General features: G+C 42.9%; 2 protein-coding genes. One reads left to right on the top strand and one right to left on the bottom strand.

Features of this window, described 5'->3' with window-relative positions:
• Positions 1-264: 264 nt before the first annotated feature.
• A complete protein-coding gene (rfaH, locus tag B9J87_RS01840; RefSeq protein ID WP_013857303.1) occupies positions 265-765 on the top strand; it encodes a transcription/translation regulatory transformer protein RfaH in 501 nt (166 codons plus the stop codon).
• A gap of 81 nt (positions 766-846) precedes the next feature.
• On the opposite strand, the gene asnB is transcribed toward rfaH, so the two are convergent.
• Positions 847-2,511, bottom strand: a complete 1,665-nt coding sequence (asnB, locus tag B9J87_RS01835) for an asparagine synthase B (RefSeq protein WP_017045499.1) — start codon at positions 2,509-2,511, stop codon at positions 847-849.
• Positions 2,512-2,516 lie beyond the last annotated feature (5 nt).

Genomic DNA, 2,516 nt, shown 5'->3' with positions numbered 1-2,516 from the left:
ATACATGGGCTTTTAGCGTATCGCAATGAGTAAAATCAGTATTTTATTCTGGCATTATTAACTAACTCATTGTTTTTGAAATGCATGTCTATCAATACTCAAAGTTTTGTTGCGTTATGAAAACTTATCTTTCATTACTGATTATTTGAATTTGCCTTGTTCGGACATTAAGGGTTTATTTTTGTGTTCAGTTTATTAGCCGTTTATTGAGGAGGAGGATGGTGTTAGGATTCAAGAAAAAGAAAAGCAGTAGCTAGGAATAAAATGAAACGTTGGTATTTGTTGTATTGTAAACGTGGCGATCAGAGGCGTGCTAAAGCACACCTTGAAAACCAAGGTGTCGAATGTTTCTACCCAGAAATTGAACTAGAGAGAATTCTTCGGGGTAAGCGGCAAGTTGTCAAAGAGCCACTTTTTCCCTCCTATATGTTCATTTACTTTGATTTTGAAATTGGCCCAACCTTTACCAGTGTGCGCTCTACTCGCGGTGTGGTTGATTTCATCCGATTTGGTTCACATCCGAAGGAGTTGGACAGTGATTTGATCGAGGAATTGAAGTTACTCGACCAGTTAAAATTACCGGTAGCATCGTTCAATATTCCAGAAAAAGGGCAGGTAGTTCGACTTAAGGGTGGGCAGTTCTCAGGAATTGATGCCATTTATCAAGAGCCCGATGGTGAGACGCGATCGATTATGCTGGTTAAAATGATCAGCCAAGTGATACCGATGAGCATCGATAATAAGCATTTAGAATTAGATTCGTGATTGACTCTCTACGGTAAGCTCTTTAGACAAATAAAAGGCGCATTTTGCGCCTTTTATTTGCTTTATTAGCCAGCGTTTTGGTTAGTACGCTTCATTATGCACCGCTTTGACAGCTCGGCCTGACGGGTCAATACAATTTTTAAAGGATTCATCCCACTCAATTGCTTTGGCGGAAGAACAAGCTACAGAAGGACCTCCAGGAACGCATTGTGCAGCAGACTCTAACGGGAACAGCTCTTCGAAGATCTCGCGGTAAACATACCCTTCTTTTGTCGCTGGAGTATTATATGGGAAGCGGTATTTTGCTGTTTCCATCTGTTGATCGGTAACTTTTTCTTCAGCAACACTCTTTAGTGTGTCAATCCAGCTATAGCCCACACCATCGGAAAATTGCTCTTTTTGACGCCAAGCAATCGAGGCTGGCAGATAATCTTCAAAGCACTCACGTAGAATGTGTTTTTCCATCTTGCCATTGCCACACATTTTGTCAGCAGGGTTAAGCCTCATTGCAACATCAATAAACTCTTTGTCTAGGAAAGGAACGCGTCCTTCCACTCCCCAAGCCGCTAAAGATTTATTAGCGCGAGCACAGTCAAACAAGTTCAACGCCAGCAGTTTACGCACAGTTTCTTCGTGGAATTCTTGCGCGTTCGGTGCTTTGTGGAAGTATAAGTAACCACCGAAGATCTCATCCGCTCCTTCGCCGGAAAGTACCATTTTGATACCCATGGCTTTGATCTTACGCCCCATCAAATACATCGGAGTAGAGGCTCGAATTGTCGTCACGTCATACGTTTCAATATGGTAAATAACATCACGAATAGCATCTAAACCCTCTTGGATGGTATAAGTCATTTCGTGGTGTACAGTGCCAATTTTTTCAGCAACTTCGCGAGCCGCTTTAAGGTCTGGAGCACCGTCTAAACCCACCGCAAAAGAGTGAAGCTGTGGCCACCATGCTTCTGATTGTTCATCATCTTCAATTCGCATTGCAGCGTAACGTTTCGCAATGGCTGACGTAATTGAAGAGTCCAATCCTCCAGAAAGCAAAACACCATAAGGTACATCTGTCATCAGTTGGCGCTTCACGGCCGCTTCTAATGCTTGTTTTAGCTCTTCTTTACTGCTGCTATTGCCTTGGACTGCCGCATATTCATTCCAATCTCGAATATAGTAGCGCTGTGCGCCTGCCTCTTTCGAGCTGTAGTAACTACCAGGAGGAAATTCACTGATAGTTTTGCAAATGCTTACCAAAGCTTTCATTTCGGATGCAATGTAGTAGTTACCGTGTTCGTCATGGCCTTGGTAAAGAGGAATGATACCAATATGGTCACGCCCGATGAGGTACTCATCTTTTTCTTCATCATAGAGCACAAAGGCAAAGATGCCGTTGAGTTCTTCAAGCAGCGCGGCACCCATGTCTGCATAAAGCGCTAATATCACTTCACAGTCAGAGTCGGTTTGAAAATCGTATTTGCCTTGGTAACGAGCACGAATTTCTTTGTGGTTATAAATCTCACCATTGACCGCTAATATGTGCTTTTTATTTGGGCTGTAAAGTGGTTGTGCGCCGCTGTTTAAACCGACAATAGAAAGGCGCTCATGAGCCAAGATTGCTTTTTCTGAAGCATAGATGCCAGACCAGTCAGGGCCGCGGTGACGCATTTTTTTAGACATCTCTAGCGCTATTGGGCGTAACGCTGTTGCATCACTTTTAATATCAAGAATGCCAAATATAGAACACATACAAC

The sequence above is a fragment of the Vibrio sp. V19_P1S1T109 genome, assembly GCF_002241375.1.
GTDB lineage: Bacteria > Pseudomonadota > Gammaproteobacteria > Enterobacterales > Vibrionaceae > Vibrio > Vibrio anguillarum.
The sequence above is the reverse complement of the archived record's forward strand: the minus strand, read 5'-3'. Positions and strand labels throughout refer to the sequence as shown.

Excerpts from the sequence above, each read along its gene's own strand:
- asnB (WP_017045499.1), bottom strand. The coding sequence starts at position 2,511 with ATGTGTTCTATATTTGGCATTCTTGATATTAAAAGTGATGCAACAGCG.
- rfaH (WP_013857303.1), top strand. The coding sequence starts at position 265 with ATGAAACGTTGGTATTTGTTGTATTGTAAACGTGGCGATCAGAGGCGT.